This window comes from Desulfuromonas sp. DDH964 (assembly GCF_001611275.1).
Classification (GTDB): Bacteria; Desulfobacterota; Desulfuromonadia; order Desulfuromonadales; family DDH964; genus DDH964.
Window position 1 is genome coordinate 317,336 of sequence record NZ_CP015080.1, and the last position, 15,226, is coordinate 332,561.

Below are 15,226 nucleotides of genomic sequence, written 5' to 3' on the forward strand. Positions count from 1 at the left end.
GACGATGACCCTTCTTGGCACCGGAGTTCACATGGACGCCCCGGGCAAGATTGTCGATATCTCTCTTCCGGACAGCTACCGAAAGCGGCACACTTTCGTGTTCGGGACCACCGGTGTCGGCAAAACCCGCTTGGCGGAAATGATGATTGAGCAGGATATCCGTGCCGGCAAGAGCGTCGTCTTCCTCGATCCCAAAGGCGATCAGCAGATTTTCACCAAGATCTTCGATGTTGCCCGGCAGGTCGGAAGGGAATCCGAAATGATGCTGGTGACCCCGGTCTTCCCGGAGTATTCGGCCGTGGTTGATCCGCTCGCTTATTACTTCATGCCCGACGAGCTGGTGGGGCACATCGTCAGCGGCATCCAGGGAGGACGGGAGCCTTTCTATCGCAACATCGCCAAGGAAATCACCTCGGCGGTGATCACCGGAAACATACTGCTGGCCCGGGCAGAGGGCCGGGTCCCCCTGCAGAACATCGACTCCATTCGCCAGAGCATCCGCCGCAAGGCACTGGAGGAAATGGCCAACGCACTGCTGCGAGTCAGCGAACCGGAAGCGGCCTCAATTTCCGGTGTCATCCAGGACATCCTCAATTCTCCCCAAGACTACTACGCCAAGGTCAGCTCGACCCTGCGGACCTGTCTTAACGAGCTGTCCAGCGGCAACATCGGGGCGATCATCGGCAAGGCAGAATCGAACCGCTTCATCGAACGGCTGGAATCAGGGAAACGGGTCATCCTGGTGGTTCATACCGGGTCCATGATTACCCGGGAAGCCGGGGCGACACTCGGTAAAGTGCTGCTGTCGATGATCCAGTCCTTCGTCGGGCGGGTCTACCTATCAGGAAAGCAGCGGGTCGCTCCCGGCCTGTCGATCTACATTGACGAGGCCCAAAGTCTTTTCTATCAGGGCGTGGAGGATCTGTTCGCCAAGGCCGGGTCGGCGGATGTGATGGTGCACGCCTTCGCCCAGTCCGTGAATCAGCTCTACGCCGCCGTGGGCGAGGATTTCGCCAAGTCCATTCTGGACAACACCAACACGAAGATCTTCATGCGCTGTTCAGATCCGGAGACCTCCGAATACGTCGTGCAACATTTCGGCCGGCGCAAGGTCTTGAACAGCATCTATAACCCGGCCCAGATCACCACCCGCGAGATCGAGGAGGATGTTCTCAAGACCCAGGACATTCTGGGTCTGCAACCCCGCGAATTCTACATGATGACCTACTCGGGGCGGTACCGAGGGAAAACGGCAACCGTAGAGGACCCAAAACTTACGATCCGGTTTCCGGACGCGCCCACCGCGATCTTGGCCGCGCGGCAGCACGATGACGCCCATGCCGTTTGACGTATTGACCTGGGCTGCAGGCGGAGTCGCTGTCGTTTTGGGCACCTATGCGGTCGCACAGCTACGGTCATCAAAAGATAGCTCGGGAGACGACGGCAAACCCAGACAGGAGGAACAATCCCTGGCCGACATATCCCGGCTTTGGACCGGCAAGGAAACGGAACTCGACTTTCGGGACATCGCCCGGATCTGGCGAACGACGCCTGAAGCGAAGGCCGAACCGAAACCGCCGCCAACCTATCGTTGTCCTGAGATCCAGAGGTTTCACGCGAAGTGGGTTTCTCATCCAGTGGTCAAGGATATGAAAAAAGAGATCGTCGAAGGACTCCTCGCTCTTCTGGACAGGGATGGCGATTGCCCCTCCGTGGTCCAGAAAAACAGTTCCGAGGCGGAGAAAAAGTACGCCCCGAACGTGTTCGACATGCTGGCATCAATCCCGCTGTGGAAGCATTCACTGGAGGTCGCGAACCACCTTGCCGAAGCCATGAACCAGGCGATGCTCATCCCCGATGCCCTGATCGCGGGGCTAGGCCATGACCTTGGAAAAATCCCCGCTTACCAGAACACGCTTTATCTGACCGGCGATCACCCGATCATTTCCATCATCGTGCTGCACAAGACCCCCGGCTTCGAGTCGATGTCGAACCGGGACGAAATCAGCCTGGCCATCCGTCAGCATCATCTCCTGAATCCCGAATCGTCTCTCGGCCGAGCCCTGAAGGAAGCGGATCACCAGGTACGACTTCTGGAAATCAGCCGGCAGACACCCAGTTCTCCAGAAACAGAGAAAACGGAACAAGCCTCCTTACCGTGGAATTCTTCTTCCCGGAAACAGCCACAGGTCAAATCAAAACCTGAGAAGGCAGACTCTGAAAGCGAGGTCCCCCAGCTTCCCACCGTCCCCAATAGGGAGAAAGAAGAGAGCGCAGATCTTCAGGAGAATGTCTCCGGGGATTTCGACCTGTCCAGCATTGATCTGGATCGCCTGCTGAAGGGGCTTCGACGGAAGATCAACAAGGTTGAGAAAAACCGCTGGTCGGTCATTTCGGTTCCGGAAGGCTGGGTGCTAGCCCAGCCAGACGCTTTGTGGAGTGAGGTGAAACGGTTAGCCAACAATGCGCCGATTTTGCTTGCGGCGGACGCGAACGAGCAGAACAAGAGAGAGATGCTGAAGGCGGTTGTCCAAAGACTGGCTGATGAACAGAAAGCCATTGCGACCGAGCTCCTCGGGGAAGGGTATTACACGACTCAGTGCCTGGTGGTTATGCCGTCAGGCAAGAGCATGAGGGTCCCGTTGATTCCATTTCGGGCTGAAATCTTCAGCAATGTTCCATCCAAGCTGGAGGTACTCAAGTCCGATACGTTGAACCGGATGATCAAGAAGGTGAAAGTGGGCAACGCGGAGAAAAAGGACCAGACCGAATGAGCAGAGTGTGCATTTTCCTGGCCTCCATTTGCGTGAGCCTGGTCCTTGCTAGTTCCGTGTCCGGGGCGGACGTATATCGGAAGGACGCGCAAAAAGGCTGGTGGTGGTATGAAGACCCACCTCCGGTTTCGAAGGAGGAGAAGGCTCAGGAGCCTAACCTTCCGGCCTATTCGCCGGAACAGATGTGGACGATGGATGCGGACAAACTTCGAGAGTACGCCGAAGCGGTCAAGAAGGAGGCTGTTCGGGTTCCGTCCGAAGAAAACGTCAGGCGGCATTACGTGGTTCAGGATGTAATCCGCCGCAAAGCGGTGGCGTTCGCCAATGCGTCGGAGGTTGTCTGGCAAAAGAACCCGGAGTTGTCGGTGGCCAAAGATTCCCCGCTCGCCGCACCTGGACGAAAAGCGGTGACGCGGGAAAAGGTCGAGGAACGCGAGCGGCTTCTTGCGAAGGGCCGAGAGGACTTTGCCCTGCTCTACTTCAAATCCGAAAGCTGTCCATTCTGCCAGGAGCAGGAAGGCATCCTCGGTTACTTTCAGGATCGTTTCGGTTGGACGATCAAGCCCATCGATGTGGACCTGAAACCGGAACTGGCCGGCAGGTTTGGCGTCCAGACCACGCCCTCCCTGTTGCTCATCCAGCGTGGAAAGCAGGATTTCATTCCGGTGACAGCCGGCGTCGCCTCGGCGTCCGAGATCGAGGCCAACCTCTATCGCGGTATCCGGCTGCTCAAGGGAGAAGTCTCTCCGGAGAACTTCAATCTCTATGACTTTCAGAAAGGGGGAGGATTCGATGTCGAAACCGGACGCTAACGTTCAAGACAGTTATCTGGTGTATCCCGGATTTGTCCCCCAGACATGGGGCGTCTGTCACTTGCGCGTGATCGCCAAAGGACAGGGGACTTTGCTGGTTGCCAGCGAGATCCGCCACAACCCCGGGCCCTCGGTGACCAACGCCATTGAAGGGATCTGGTCTTCCATTCTGGAGAAGTATTCCGATGAAGCCCTCGGAGCCAATCCGCTTCTTGTCGAGCATTACAATGATGAAGCCGTATATGGGGAAAAGGAACTGGGTGAGCGACTGGCTATGGTGAGGCTGCAGAAGGGACGAACCGACTGGCGGCATACCACGCGATCGGAAATAGCCGAGCTTGTCGGCTGCTCCCCGGAGGATCTGTCCGTCCCGCTGGAGCGGCTGGTCATTCGAGTGGATCAAGGAGAGCCGTCATGAACAGGAAAGCTATTATCGCTGGGGTGTCTGCGCTGGTCATGCTCGCGTGTTCATCTTCGACCGGATGGTCCGCAGGCTGGGTGGATGACTGGATTGACCAGAAGGTTGAGACATCGCCCGGCTACTTCGAGGGGCAAAAGCGGGGGTATTACACCGGTGGCGGTTTTTCCGCCCGCTGGAACCTGCAGAACGACTACCTCTGGAGTGTGACGCCGCCAAGGCTCAAAACCGGCTGCGGCGGTATAGACGCTTTCATGGGTGGCTTTTCTTTTCTGGACCCGGACTACCTGGTTCAGAAGCTCCAACGCATCATGTCGGCGGCACCGGCAGCCGCCTTCGATGTCGCCCTGAAGGTTCTGGCTCCGCAGGTTTCGGACACCATACGTTCCCTTGAGTCGATTGCGGACAGGCTCAACAATATCCAGCTCGATGAATGCAAATCGGCCCGTGCCCTGGTTGCCACAATCGCCAGTCCTCTCGCGCCCCAGAACAAGCAGGGGGAATTGGCCGCGATCCAGGCCGATTGGTGGCAGTCAACTGGTGGCGGGGATCTCTGGACCGAGTTTCAACAGCTGCGACAAGCGGACAACGACAAGCCGGACCCGGCCGCCGCCACTGCGTCCATGACCGGCTGTTCGACCGACTTCCGGTCCGTTTTCGCGGGCGGCAGCATTCTGGAACAGGCGGGTGCCCGAGTGGGAATCACCAATGCCGACTACCTCAACCTGATCCGGGGATACGTGGGAGATATTTTCATTCAGGCCCCCAACCCCGCCCTGAACATCAACGCCTACAAAGTGGTTTATGACAAGCCCTGCGACCAGGACAAGGGGCTCAAGGATCTTCTTGACGGAACGGCCCAGGGCAAACCGACCAATGGGGCCTGCTCGACCATCTCCGACGCCAACCGGAATCTTCGCCAGTACGTTCAGAACCGTCTGATTGGCATCGCCAGCCGGTATAGGAACCGGCAGCCCCTGTCCACAACGGATCAGGCATTCATCAACGCCTCTCCGCTCGCGGTGGGGCTGGTCCTGAAAACCGCTGTTGGGGAGCAGCAGGAAGGCGCGGTTATCGCCCAACTCTCGGACGTGACCGCCAAAGCCTACGCCTACTCGATCCTGACCGACATGTACGCCAAGACCCGGGGGATCTTCGAGACGGCCAAGAACATCATGAGCACTCAAGGCGGACCCGCAGGGAACAACGCCACATCGTCATGTCGAATCGAGAATGTCTCCGAGTCCATGGCAGCGGTCGAAAAGATCGAAAGCCGTCTTTTCGATCTCATGCGGGAGGTCCAGACGGAATACGCAACGACCGTGGCCGAACTGAACACCATTTATGAATTTGTCCGGAAACAACAACGCTTCAGCGAAGAAGCCTACCAGTCTTTACGTCAACGATTTGGAGAAGGCGTGGCAACTCGCGTAATGGGTATCTAACCAAGGGAGGAACGCATGGCAAAAGGTAACGGGAAACAGAATTTCCGCCAGGAGCGGCTGGATCGGAAGCTTGAACTGGCCAAGCGTGACGATATGGAAGTCATCTCGCGCCGGGCCGCTGAAACCAACGACTTCATTCGGCTGCTTTCGGCCAATGACTACATCATCAACCGGTTGCGAAACCAGCTTGGCCGGCCGAATGGCGTCCCGGTTGAACAGGCGGTCAAATTTCTGGAGCGCAACGAGGAGCTGCGCCAGGAAATGAACAAGCTCAACGCCGAGATGTGTCAGGCGCTGGGGATGTCTTACCGTGCCCCTCGCGGATTCGATAATCCTCTGAAAGAGGAAGAAGTAAAAGAAGGGAAAAAGCGAGCGTAAATGCTGCTATTGAAGGCATCCTTGACAGAAATAAGCATTTTTGTAAGATAAACGTATTCATCCACACTATGACTTCATAGTGACTCCTTGCTCCCTATCGAGCAGGACAAAGTTTCAGAGAAAGCCTCTGATCCGAAAACCCCAGGCATGGGGCGATTTTCCAAGGGAGAAACCGGAACGCCCGGTGATCCAATCTGCACGCGACAGCAGACTCCCCTGTGTTTCATCCCGCTTTTCCAAGTTCCACCGGCAAATGCGGCTTATCGAAATAACGTGCGTTTTCTCGACGCGCGACGGAATACCGAAACATTCAGACCCGTTTTGGCACTTTGCCGGAATGGGTTTTTTGTTGCTCAAACAACCATCCCGGCCGGGAGGAGACTTCTTCCCGTGGTGGGATGACTCCTTTTGTCCGGGGAAACCCTCGAAAGGAGAAAAAAGATGCTCAACAAGGTTCAACTGATTGGAAGGCTGGGAACCGATCCGGACTATCGCTGCACCGCAGCCTCAGGAACGCCCGTGGCGACATTCTCACTGGCGACTTCGGAGCGGCGCAAAGACAAGGACGGAGAGGTCAAGGAACTCACCGAATGGCACAATATCGTGACCTGGAAATCGCTGGCGGACACCTGCCACAACTACTTGACGAAGGGCAAGCTGGTCTTTGTCGAGGGCAAAATTCGCACGCGAAAATACCAGGACAAGGAAGGCCAGGATCGCTACATCACCGAGATCGTCGCGGACCAGGTGAAGTTCCTGGAGAAGGTCAAGGACCTTTGCTGGTTCGATGACCAGCCGGAACAGGAAGGGAATCCTTTCTAAGGACTCCATCCGCAAACGCAGTGACCATCCCACAGGGGAGACACCATCTCCCCGGACGGGGCGGTTCTGTCTCCCCAGTTCGGGCTTTCGCCCGAGAAAGGAGACAGTGATGACCGCTCAAACAGCACAAGCTCTCATCCCTCATAACCACACATCCAGGCTACCTGTCCCCCAGTCTTTGTTCGACGAGGAAAAAATCACCCTCATCAAGCGAACGATCTGCAGGGGAGCCAGTAACGATGAGCTTCAGCTTTTCGTCAACCAGTGCAAACGCACCGGCCTGGACCCGTTCGCCCGCCAGATCCACGCCATCAAACGCTGGGATTCCAGCCAGAACCGCGAGGTCATGTCCATTCAGACTTCGATTGACGGTTTCAGGCTGATCGCGGAGAGAACCGGCAAGTACGCCGGCCAACTCGGACCGTACTGGTGTGGCAAAAACGGAGAGTGGAAAGAAGTCTGGCTCGATGACGCCACCACGCCCTTCGCGGCTAAAGTTGGCGTTCTGCGTACCGACTTCAAAGAACCCTTATGGGCTGTCGCCCGTTTTTCAACCTACGCGCAAAGGACGAAACAGGGCAACCTGACCCGTTTCTGGGCGTCCATGCCGGACCTGATGATCGCAAAGGTCGCTGAAGCTCTCGCGATCCGTCGTGCGTTCCCCCAAGAACTCTCTGGTCTTTATGTCCAGGAAGAAATGGATCAGGCCGGCAATGTGGTTGACGATTTGGCAGGCGATGTAACCCCCCACGAGGACTATCGCGAACGCGATAACCAAGGACATGAAGAAGAGCCGGAACCGGGTTCCGAAGCGGAAATGCTTCTGTCGAAAGGACAGTTGACCACCCTTCAGAGCCTGATTCACAGCACCGGAACAGACGAGAACAAATTTCTCCAGTATCTCGGCGTTCCTTCCCTGGAGATGCTTCCACATGCCATGTACCAGCAGGCGATTGAAGCTCTCAAGCGGAAGAAATCCGGCAAAAGTTTCAGCAATCCTCAGAGCGTCGATGCGGTTCTCTCCGCACTCGCAGCTCACAAGATCGAAGCGAAGCTAGCCGAAGACGGCAAGACCATTTACGCCTCATCCTACGAACACCGGAACTTTCTCAAGCAAATCGGGTTTCGCTGGGATGGCAAACTGAAGAGCTGGTATCTGACCGCTCAGTAACAAACATATCTGAACGACAAACCGACCCGACAGGGGAGACAAACGATCTCCCCGGGAGGGGTGCGTCTTGTCTCCCCTGTGGTCCAACCACTAGGAGTCAAGACATGAAAACCATTATCGAAGCCCTCGAATTCGTGGAAATGAAAAACATCATGACTGGTGTCGCTCTCGGCCTGCCGATGGTGGCGGTCATTGCGATCATTTTCTAGGGGGCCGTCATGAGCAAACTTCAAGCCTTTCTCGAAAAGGCCCTCAAAGAGAAGAACCGGCTCAGCAGCCAGCATCTTGGGGATCGCAGAACCTATATCGGTGCTTCCGATATCGGTGGCTGCCCCCGCAAGGCGGTTCTGGCACGCACCAGGCCGGTTGAGCATGACGCGGCAACGCTACTGAAGTTCGCCCGGGGGCATGCGGCAGAGGATCTGATTCACGGGATTTTCCAGGCGGGAGGATTGACCCCTTTGCGGGAAATGGAGATCCGCCATCCCGAGTTTCCAGATCTGCTCTGTCACATCGACTTCCTGTTCAAGGCGAAAAGCGGCAGGTTGCATGTCGTCGAGTTGAAAACCACCAACGGACTGCCCGAAACCCCATACGGTTCCTGGGTGGACCAACTGCATTTCCAGATGGGCCTGCTGGCCCTGTCATACCCAGACGCTGACATCGGCGGGAGTATTCTCGCCATCGACCTGAACGCCGGCACCTGGCATGAGTTCAACAGCTACAAGCCGGACGAAATCACCTTCAACCTTCTGGTTGCCAAAGGAAGACGCATCAAGGCTTGCCTCGATACCGGGGAAACGCCGGACGTGGAGCCTGGTCTTCTGTGCGGATATTGTCCGTATCGGACTGACTGCCCGGCTTTTCTGGACGGCGCTATCGTCATCCCCGATGAGGTGAAGACCTTGGCGCATAGCCACCTGGAAGCGACCGAACAGAAGAAGGCGGTAGAAAAGAAGGTCAACAAGCTCAAGCAAGACGTCCTTTCCTTTACCGGAACCTGCTTCAAGGGGACATCGGACAGTCTGTTCATCAACGCTTCGGAGGTAGGTCCTTCGGAGACCGTCGATGCCCAGCTGCTCAAGAATCGGTTCCCCGAGGTTTACCAGCAGGTGAAAAAGGAACGCGCCGGTTTCACCCGGCTCGACATCAAGCCGATCTAGGCGAAACAATACTTATCACATCCCAGATGGGAGGTTCTCCTCCTGTCAAGGGGGCCTCCCTTTACCCACGGTCAACAAGGAGGCCCAATGATTTCCAAGGGACACAAAAGTAATTTCGAGACATTGAAAAAGGCGGCCGTCAATGGCGATCTCGCGCTCATGGAATGCCATTGCTCATCGACGGGCAAGCCGGTCATGGTGGTTTGCGCCGTGAACCGCTACCGGGACGAGTTCGAATTCGTTCCTGTTGCCAGGTTGTTCGATGGCAATCCCTATGAGGAGGTGATACCGGCGACCAGCAGCGCCGCCTAACAACAAATCCCCAGCGGGGCGCAAACGTCGCCCTGGCGGGCCTCCTTATCTGGAGTGTTTGCGCTCGGACAAGGAGACACGATGAAAGACATCAGCTACCTGTTGGCAATAGGGCTGACCATGCTGCTTTTTCTGCACATGATCCTGACCCCGTTGCTGCGTCCTGACAGAGAGGAGCGCTCTCGTGACTTTCTTCAAGCCTACGGAGCCTATAGGGATATGGAAAAAGAGGTGGCGTCATGGTCGCGCTGACGATGCACGCCGCGAACCGTATCCTGGAACGCGAAATTCCTTACGAAGCCGTTGAAGCTTGCCGCCTGGCCGCCCCGATCCTCAACGAGAACCCGTTGCGGTTCCGTTACAAGGATCTGGTGATCGTGGCCTATAAGGCCGGTTCCATCCCGCGAATGATCTCGGTGTGGAAAGCCGGCGAAGCGGCCTGACCGATTAAACCCCAACCCGGGGGAGATATCCTCCCCTGATAGGGGACGTGTCTCCTCCGGGTCAATTTTCGACCAAGGAGAAGACACGATGAAAACAAATGCATTCAGTATCGCCAAAACCTTCGGCATTGAAGGAGTTCCCGAGGAACTGACGATCCAGGGTTATCATGAGGGGAGCCCCTTCGTCCCAAGACTGGATCAGCACTACCTGTTCCGCAAGGACCTCCTTTCCGACATTCTTGCCTGGCACATGCTTGGCGGAACCGAAGGACTCTATCTGACTGGCCCCACTGGGTCCGGGAAATCAACACTGGTTCTTCAGGTCGCAGCCCGCCTGAACATCCCTGTTCACCGCGTCACCGCCCATAGCCGTCTGGAAACCCCCGAGTTGATCGGTCACTACGCTTTGGTGTCCGGCTCCATGTCGTTTGTCGACGGGCCTCTCACCACGGCTATGCGGGAAGGACATTGGTTCCTTCTCGACGAGATCGACCTGCTCGATCCGGCGACCGCTGCCGGGCTCAACGGCATCGTTGAAGGGGCACCCCTGGTGATCCCTGAGAAGGGTGGCGAAATGGTGCGTCCTGCCCCCGGCTTCTGCTTCATCGCGACCGGGAACACGGCTGGATCGGGAGATCAGACGGGGCTTTACCAGGGGACGCTACGGCAGAATCTCGCTTTTCTGGATCGTTTCTGGATGGTCGAAGTCGGCTACCCGGAGATGGAACAGGAGTTGAGCATTTTGTCCCGAGTCGTCCCGGCGCTTCCCGAAGAACTGAGAAAAGGCATGATCAGTTTTGCTGCCGAGGTGCGAAAGCTCTTCGTTGGCGGACAGGTCGAAGTCACCCTCTCCACCCGGACACTGGTCCGGTGGGCGAAGATGGCGGAATTCTTTCGGCCGCTCGCGGCGCAGGGGAAAAATCCGCTGCTCCACGCTCTGGAACGCGCCCTGTCATTCCGGGCCGAACCAGAAAGCCGGAGCGCGTTGGCGGAAATTGCCCAACGCATTTTCGGATAGGAGGGCCAAGCAATGATCCATTTGCGTTATTACCATCCGGCTGGAGGCAGCAAGGACTGGTTTGCTGAAGTCAGGCCCGACGGCCTGGTCATCCGGTTTGGAAAAACCGATGCGCGAACCATGCAGGAACGCTTCATCCCTGTGTCCGAGTGCCATCCGGACCCGGCAGGAGAAGCCCGAAGCCGGGCCAACAAGAAAATGAAAAAGGGCTACATGCTGGTTCGGGAGCAACCGAGCCTGGCCGGCGTCGCCCCACCACCACCCGAGAAGCCGATCCGTCCGGTCGCGAAACCTTTGCCCGGCGTCTCATCGGTCTTGCGTGAGTGGGAAAAAGAAAACACTGAGAACTGGTTCTAAGTCGACAACCCCACCCGGGGAGAAAATCTCCCGGCAGGGGGATTCCTCCGGGCAAATCATGAAGGAGGAAGTCCATGCTCGACATGCTGAACAAGCTGATCTGCGTCAGCCTGAATATTCATATCTGGAGCGGCCGGAAGAAACTTCAACCCGCCGATCTCAACCTCACCGCCGGGGACATTCCCCCGGAAGAACTTGCATCCCTCGGGGTCAAGAAGATCTGCGACCCTGACGAGCTCAAAACATTCCAGAATCTGAGAAGACGTGCCGAACGCGTTTGCGAAGCGGCCGGAGTCCGGTTCCTTGGTGGATACGCCATCCCCCAGGACAAGGCCGAGGCTGTGGTCGACGAACTCAGAAAGGTGGCCGTTGATTTCGCGGAGGAGAAGCAACACTTTCTCGCCCGCTACAGCGAGTCCACTGAAGTCTGGCTGAAAACTCTGCCTGGCCAATGGCGTCACATGGTCGCGGAGGCAATCGAACCGATCGAATCCATCGCCAGCCGTCTTTCATTTTCGCACCAGACCTTCCAGGTCCAAGGCGTTGAAGGGCTGGACGACGGATTGACTGCATCCGTGAATTCTCTCGGAGATCGTCTCATCAAGGAAATCTCGCGATCCGCGATCCAGACCTGGGAAGCGTCTTTCCGGGGACGGGCCAAGGTCAGCCAGAAGGCTCTACGGCCGATCCGGGCACTTTTGGAGAAAGCCAAAGGGCTGTCGTTTCTGGAAGGAAGCCTCGTTCCAGTTATCGCCGGCATCGAGGAAGAATTGAACGGCCTGCCGAAATCCGGCTACTTGGAGGGAAGGGATTTTCGCCAACTGGTGGGAGTCCTGCACACCCTGGTCGATCTGGAGGGCGCGAAGAACCCTGTCGTCCTTGAACAGGAGGATGGAGACGAAGACATCGAAAAGAACATGGAACCTTTCATTGAACTTGGGGAGATGACGCCAGCGCCTCTGGCCGCAGCCATGCCGGCGACCTGGTTCTGATTTCCCTTCCCGCCGTCTCGGGGTCCGTTTTTATCGAAACGCCCCGGACGGGGGGCGTTCTGTTGGAGGACACCATGAACAGCATTTTCATACGCTCCCTGCCCGTTGTCGCCATGGCGATGGGGGACAAGATGGGCGTTAAAGTCCGCATTCAGGGAACCCAGGCCATGACAGATGGGAGCACCATCTATCTGCCGGTGCTTCCTGAAGGAGACGAATCGGCCTGGATCTTGGCGCGTGGGTATCTTGACCATGAAGCCGGTCATGTCCGCCACACGGATTTTTCCGTGCGTGAGGACACCCCGATGCACAAGGCTCTTGCCAACATCCTTGAAGACATTCGAATCGAACAGGCGATGGGGTGGACCTATCCCGGCTGCGCCGCCAACCTGCGGAAGCTCGCAGAACATCTGGCGCACGAAGGGGCGTTCACGCCTTCTGCCAACAAACCGGAACAGCTTTTCTTGGGCTGGATCTTGGCCGAATGCCGCAGCCGGGTACTGAAGCAGTCGGCTTTGGCTCCTATCGCTCAAAAAGCCCGGGGCACTTTGCCAAAACTCCTTGGGGCTGTTCTTGTGGACCAGGTTGAGACTTTGCTGAAGAGGGTCGATGGGCTTTCAACGACCCGCCAGGCACATGATCTCGCCAAAGAGATCCTTGCCCTGCTTCAGCAGGCTCAGCGTCAGTCCCAACAAAAACCGACCGAGCAGAAGGAAAAGAGCCAATCCTCGTCCTGTTCCGATCAGGAGCAGAAGGGAGATCCCCAGAACGATCAGGAGCCCCCAGGGGAACCTTCATCCGCCAAGTCCACGCCGGACGACCAGAACTGTGCAGATCCACCGGAAAGCGGCTCGAATGATTCACGGTCCCGGTTAGACACGGACGGCATCTCAGAAACCTCCGGCAGCGCTGGGTCGTCATCGGATGCCGGCAAAGCCATAATGAAGCGAATTCTGAGCAAAGATCCCGGCGCGTTCGGAGATCTCGGCCAGATGACCGCTGACGCCTTGCAGGCGGCGTCCGATCAGGCGGTCAAAGAAAACGGCATGGAATCCATGACTGGTATCTACCCAGGAGAACAGCTCGCTAAAGAAGTGGCCTGTGGAAGTCCTCCGGATCTTCACCAGGTTCGACATGAAACCGTGGCGCTTCGTTCCAAACTCGCAAGACTGGTTCAAGCGTCCAAGCTGAAGAGATCCTGTGCAGGCAGACTCGGGCGTCTGGTTGACCACCGAACGCTGCACCGTTTGCCCGCTGGCGATCCCCGCGTTTTCAGACGCAAAGAGGAGAAACGGGCTATCAATACCGCCGTGATCGTTCTTCTTGATCGTTCGGGGTCCATGTCGGGACCACGCATGGAGCTGGCGAGGCGAACTGTTCTGGCTCTTGCCGACGTTCTCGGCACCATTCCAGGAATCAGCGTCGCGACTGGAGCGTTCCCGGGAAAAGCTGGCGCGGTTGTGTCCATGACCCCTTTTGGGCGGACAGCGTCTCAGACGAAGGAGAACTACGCGATGACGGCCAACGGTGGCACTCCACTGGCTCAGGCCCTTGGATGGGCAAGAGTCCAGATGGCCGTCAGACAAGAGAGGAGAAAAATACTACTGGTCGCAACCGACGGTCAGCCGTCCAACCCCGGATTGGTAAGAGCCCTTCTCGAAAAACTGGAAAGCGAAGGGGTCGAACTCATGGGGCTGGGCATTCTGGATCAAGGGACGACGAGGCATCTTTTTGCCAGACATCGAACGGTCCAGAGTCTCAGTGAATTACCAGAAGCGGTTTTCGGGCTTTTTCAGGAAGCCTTGACCGAATAAACACACACGCCAATAGCAACAACCAACCCGGACGGGGGATTTGATCCCCTTCCGGGGCACTTCTCCCGGTCCCCATGACAGGAGAAGAGCATGAGTCAAAAAATATTGGAGGTCCATATCGGTTCCGAGTTTGATCACGGGCCTGAAATAGCGGTGGTGGAAATCACCCCAGCTCTCGATGCCCGCATTCGTCAACTGGCGACAGCCGCCAAGGCGCTCGGAGTTTACAAAATTACCGAGTTCGATTGTTCCCCGGACTTTTTCCTGCGGGACTATGACGCGGAGGAAGACGACGGGCCGATTGCCTTTAGAGAACCGGAAGATGAAGAGGAGGGTTATGCCTGCCGTGTCGAATGCGTGACGTTGAATGTCACTTCCAATGATTATTTTTGGAGTGGTTACGTCAAGCACACCAGCATCCGGTGGGAGACCGACTCCATCCCTCTTGAAACCGTTGAAACAGAACCCGCGAATCGGCAACGCCTGCCGCAGTCTCCACTGTCGGTCTTGCGAACCATTGAAGCCTCTCTGGTCATTGGCTCCATGAAGGAGCCGGAGATCCAGATGGTGGCATTAGGCGAGGTGCAGAGGGTTTTGAATCGACCGACTCCCTATCTTGGGATCGTGCTCCAGGGAGGAATTGTCCAGGCGATTGTCTCCGATCAGCCCGAGTTGATGGCGGATTGGAAGGTCATGGTCATTGATTATGACACCGAATCCACACCGGACGAGGAGCTGGTCAAGGTTCCTCAAAGCGATGGAAGCGTATCGAAAGCCTGGACTTATCTCGACAGCGTTACCCAGACAGCCATTGATCTGAAGGCTGTTTACGAGGCGTTGTCCTGATCGTCGATCTCATTGGCGCGGGGAGTTCGGCACTGCTGGACTCCCCGAGGAGGATAATAATGACACCCAAAAGACATCGGCCAAAAGCCGTTAAAGGAGAAACCCTGGAGATGCAATCTCCATGCGGGAAAATTTACGTCACGATGAATGACAACCCGGAGACCGGCGACCTCATGGAAGTGTTCGTTAGGTTCGGAAAGTCTGGTACCTGCGGCAGCCTTGTCGCCAACGCCCTGACGATCATCACGTCTTACGGGCTGCGCTCCGGAATGGATGTGGGTGACGCGATCAAAGGGTTGATCGGTCACGGTTGTCACCGGGCACCGGTGGTTGATGGTGACGAAAAAATCATGTCCTGCGTCGATGCCATCGGAAAAGCCATCCGGTTGCATTCGGGAATGCGGGAGAACCCTGACGAGATGAACTTGAACCGATAACAACCATCACCCAGTTACGGGGGC

The 15,226-nt window shown here is 56.8% G+C and carries 18 protein-coding genes; all 18 read left to right on the forward strand.

All coding sequences use genetic code 11. The annotated features are described in order from the left end of the window. Positions 1-31 precede the first annotated feature (31 nt). The 18 genes from DBW_RS01550 (at position 32) to DBW_RS01630 (ending at position 15,202) form a co-directional block, all read left to right on the forward strand. Complete coding sequence (locus tag DBW_RS01550) at positions 32-1,348, forward strand: type IV secretory system conjugative DNA transfer family protein (protein WP_231875370.1); 1,317 nt, start codon at positions 32-34, stop codon at positions 1,346-1,348. Next, a complete protein-coding gene (locus DBW_RS01555; RefSeq protein WP_066723243.1) occupies positions 1,338-2,774 on the forward strand; it encodes an HD domain-containing protein in 1,437 nt (478 codons plus the stop codon). The genes DBW_RS01550 and DBW_RS01555 overlap by 11 nt, the downstream gene beginning before the upstream one ends. Further along, positions 2,771-3,586, forward strand: coding sequence for a conjugal transfer protein TraF (locus DBW_RS01560; protein WP_066723246.1), 816 nt, complete (start codon positions 2,771-2,773; stop codon positions 3,584-3,586). The genes DBW_RS01555 and DBW_RS01560 overlap by 4 nt, the downstream gene beginning before the upstream one ends. After that, positions 3,567-4,004, forward strand: a complete 438-nt coding sequence (locus DBW_RS01565; RefSeq protein WP_066723251.1) for a hypothetical protein — start codon at positions 3,567-3,569, stop codon at positions 4,002-4,004. The genes DBW_RS01560 and DBW_RS01565 overlap by 20 nt, the downstream gene beginning before the upstream one ends. After that, on the forward strand, positions 4,001-5,449 hold the full coding sequence (locus DBW_RS01570) for a conjugal transfer protein TraH (RefSeq protein WP_066723253.1): 1,449 nt from the start codon (positions 4,001-4,003) through the stop codon (positions 5,447-5,449). The genes DBW_RS01565 and DBW_RS01570 overlap by 4 nt, the downstream gene beginning before the upstream one ends. Positions 5,450-5,464: 15 nt before the next feature. After that, positions 5,465-5,827, forward strand: a complete 363-nt coding sequence (locus DBW_RS01575) for a hypothetical protein (RefSeq protein ID WP_066723257.1) — start codon at positions 5,465-5,467, stop codon at positions 5,825-5,827. A 441-nt stretch (positions 5,828-6,268) separates the two neighbouring features. Next, positions 6,269-6,649 carry a single-stranded DNA-binding protein gene (locus tag DBW_RS01580; protein WP_066723259.1) on the forward strand — a complete coding sequence of 127 codons (381 nt, stop codon included), beginning with the start codon at positions 6,269-6,271 and terminating at the stop codon, positions 6,647-6,649. 109 nt (positions 6,650-6,758) lie between these two features. After that, on the forward strand, positions 6,759-7,820 hold the full coding sequence (gene bet, locus DBW_RS01585) for a phage recombination protein Bet (RefSeq protein WP_082820125.1): 1,062 nt from the start codon (positions 6,759-6,761) through the stop codon (positions 7,818-7,820). Between the two features lie 218 nt (positions 7,821-8,038). Then, positions 8,039-8,983, forward strand: a complete 945-nt coding sequence (locus DBW_RS01590) for a hypothetical protein (RefSeq protein ID WP_066723262.1) — start codon at positions 8,039-8,041, stop codon at positions 8,981-8,983. A gap of 87 nt (positions 8,984-9,070) precedes the next feature. Continuing rightward, on the forward strand, positions 9,071-9,295 hold the full coding sequence (locus tag DBW_RS01595) for a DUF6117 family protein (protein WP_066723265.1): 225 nt from the start codon (positions 9,071-9,073) through the stop codon (positions 9,293-9,295). A gap of 81 nt (positions 9,296-9,376) precedes the next feature. Further along, a complete protein-coding gene (locus tag DBW_RS18350; protein WP_157471688.1) occupies positions 9,377-9,547 on the forward strand; it encodes a hypothetical protein in 171 nt (56 codons plus the stop codon). After that, positions 9,535-9,738: a hypothetical protein gene (locus tag DBW_RS01600; protein ID WP_066723267.1), complete on the forward strand. Its 204-nt coding sequence runs from the start codon at positions 9,535-9,537 to the stop codon at positions 9,736-9,738. The genes DBW_RS18350 and DBW_RS01600 overlap by 13 nt, the downstream gene beginning before the upstream one ends. An 88-nt stretch (positions 9,739-9,826) precedes the next feature. Next, entirely contained in the window at positions 9,827-10,756 is a 930-nt protein-coding gene (locus DBW_RS01605; RefSeq protein ID WP_066723270.1) for an AAA family ATPase, read from the forward strand. Positions 10,757-10,768: 12 nt separating this feature from the next. Beyond that, positions 10,769-11,113, forward strand: coding sequence for a hypothetical protein (locus tag DBW_RS01610; RefSeq protein ID WP_066723273.1), 345 nt, complete (start codon positions 10,769-10,771; stop codon positions 11,111-11,113). Positions 11,114-11,187: 74 nt separating this feature from the next. Continuing rightward, complete coding sequence (locus DBW_RS01615) at positions 11,188-12,105, forward strand: DUF3150 domain-containing protein (RefSeq protein WP_066723276.1); 918 nt, start codon at positions 11,188-11,190, stop codon at positions 12,103-12,105. Between the two features lie 74 nt (positions 12,106-12,179). Further along, positions 12,180-13,919, forward strand: coding sequence for a cobaltochelatase CobT-related protein (locus DBW_RS01620; RefSeq protein ID WP_066723279.1), 1,740 nt, complete (start codon positions 12,180-12,182; stop codon positions 13,917-13,919). Positions 13,920-14,009: 90 nt separating this feature from the next. Continuing rightward, positions 14,010-14,765, forward strand: coding sequence for a hypothetical protein (locus DBW_RS01625; protein ID WP_066723282.1), 756 nt, complete (start codon positions 14,010-14,012; stop codon positions 14,763-14,765). A 59-nt stretch (positions 14,766-14,824) separates the two neighbouring features. Further along, positions 14,825-15,202 carry a TSCPD domain-containing protein gene (locus tag DBW_RS01630; protein WP_157471690.1) on the forward strand — a complete coding sequence of 126 codons (378 nt, stop codon included), beginning with the start codon at positions 14,825-14,827 and terminating at the stop codon, positions 15,200-15,202. Positions 15,203-15,226: the final 24 nt, after the last annotated feature.

Excerpts from the sequence above, each read along its gene's own strand:
- DBW_RS01550 (WP_231875370.1), top strand. The coding sequence starts at position 32 with ATGGACGCCCCGGGCAAGATTGTCGATATCTCTCTTCCGGACAGCTAC.
- DBW_RS01555 (WP_066723243.1), top strand. The coding sequence starts at position 1,338 with ATGCCGTTTGACGTATTGACCTGGGCTGCAGGCGGAGTCGCTGTCGTT.
- DBW_RS01560 (WP_066723246.1), top strand. The coding sequence starts at position 2,771 with ATGAGCAGAGTGTGCATTTTCCTGGCCTCCATTTGCGTGAGCCTGGTC.
- DBW_RS01565 (WP_066723251.1), top strand. The coding sequence starts at position 3,567 with ATGTCGAAACCGGACGCTAACGTTCAAGACAGTTATCTGGTGTATCCC.
- DBW_RS01570 (WP_066723253.1), top strand. The coding sequence starts at position 4,001 with ATGAACAGGAAAGCTATTATCGCTGGGGTGTCTGCGCTGGTCATGCTC.
- DBW_RS01575 (WP_066723257.1), top strand. The coding sequence starts at position 5,465 with ATGGCAAAAGGTAACGGGAAACAGAATTTCCGCCAGGAGCGGCTGGAT.
- DBW_RS01580 (WP_066723259.1), top strand. The coding sequence starts at position 6,269 with ATGCTCAACAAGGTTCAACTGATTGGAAGGCTGGGAACCGATCCGGAC.
- bet (WP_082820125.1), top strand. The coding sequence starts at position 6,759 with ATGACCGCTCAAACAGCACAAGCTCTCATCCCTCATAACCACACATCC.
- DBW_RS01590 (WP_066723262.1), top strand. The coding sequence starts at position 8,039 with ATGAGCAAACTTCAAGCCTTTCTCGAAAAGGCCCTCAAAGAGAAGAAC.
- DBW_RS01595 (WP_066723265.1), top strand. The coding sequence starts at position 9,071 with ATGATTTCCAAGGGACACAAAAGTAATTTCGAGACATTGAAAAAGGCG.
- DBW_RS18350 (WP_157471688.1), top strand. The coding sequence starts at position 9,377 with ATGAAAGACATCAGCTACCTGTTGGCAATAGGGCTGACCATGCTGCTT.
- DBW_RS01600 (WP_066723267.1), top strand. The coding sequence starts at position 9,535 with ATGGTCGCGCTGACGATGCACGCCGCGAACCGTATCCTGGAACGCGAA.
- DBW_RS01605 (WP_066723270.1), top strand. The coding sequence starts at position 9,827 with ATGAAAACAAATGCATTCAGTATCGCCAAAACCTTCGGCATTGAAGGA.
- DBW_RS01610 (WP_066723273.1), top strand. The coding sequence starts at position 10,769 with ATGATCCATTTGCGTTATTACCATCCGGCTGGAGGCAGCAAGGACTGG.
- DBW_RS01615 (WP_066723276.1), top strand. The coding sequence starts at position 11,188 with ATGCTCGACATGCTGAACAAGCTGATCTGCGTCAGCCTGAATATTCAT.
- DBW_RS01620 (WP_066723279.1), top strand. The coding sequence starts at position 12,180 with ATGAACAGCATTTTCATACGCTCCCTGCCCGTTGTCGCCATGGCGATG.
- DBW_RS01625 (WP_066723282.1), top strand. The coding sequence starts at position 14,010 with ATGAGTCAAAAAATATTGGAGGTCCATATCGGTTCCGAGTTTGATCAC.
- DBW_RS01630 (WP_157471690.1), top strand. The coding sequence starts at position 14,825 with ATGACACCCAAAAGACATCGGCCAAAAGCCGTTAAAGGAGAAACCCTG.